General features: G+C 38.4%; 1 protein-coding gene. It reads left to right on the top strand.

The annotated features are described in order from the left end of the window. Nucleotides 1-448, top strand: a 448-nt coding sequence (locus tag IQO02_RS08415) for a hypothetical protein (RefSeq protein WP_228006032.1), incomplete at its 5' end; no start/stop codon positions are given. Nucleotides 449-578 lie beyond the last annotated feature (130 nt).

Below are 578 nucleotides of genomic sequence, written 5' to 3'. Positions count from 1 at the left end.
GTTAATCGGCAAGGATAGTGAAGTGGGATCTGCACATAAATTTATTATTTTCTTTTTTCTGATGTTGGTATCTGTCTTTAGCCACTCTGCGACTAAAGAAGAGGTTATGAAGTTAGGCTTTAGAGAGCAAACAAAGCCAATGATATTATCAAGCTCAGAGGTGGTACAAGTTGAAGGGTTAGCTAAAATTTGGGCGACAGAGACTAAGGCATGGATATTAATCCTTAATTATCGTACTGATACTTTAGAGTCAGCTGAGTTGCGAAGAAAAGCAGACCTTATTTGGGAGCAGTTTAAGCCTATTGTTGAAAAAATGGGGGTGAAATATGCGGGTATTCACGCTAAGAAATTTCCCATTTCAAATCCAACCAATAAAACTGATTTTGTTGGACACAACTTTGTATTAAAGCAGATTACGGATGGTGAGTGGGTGTTTTTAGATGATTAGAAAGTGCCGGTTAACAAGTGCTTTAAGTGGATTCGCAACACATGGCATTTTCATTGTGCGTTAGTTTTAGTGTTTAAGGTGGTATACGGTAGCTTCAGTGTTGTGTTGCTCACCACTTAAGCAAGCGTTA

The sequence above is a fragment of the Vibrio sp. OPT24 genome, from assembly GCF_015163545.1.
In the GTDB taxonomy this organism is placed as follows: domain Bacteria; phylum Pseudomonadota; class Gammaproteobacteria; order Enterobacterales; family Vibrionaceae; genus Vibrio; species Vibrio cyclitrophicus.
The sequence above is the reverse complement of the archived record's forward strand: the minus strand, read 5'-3'. Positions and strand labels throughout refer to the sequence as shown.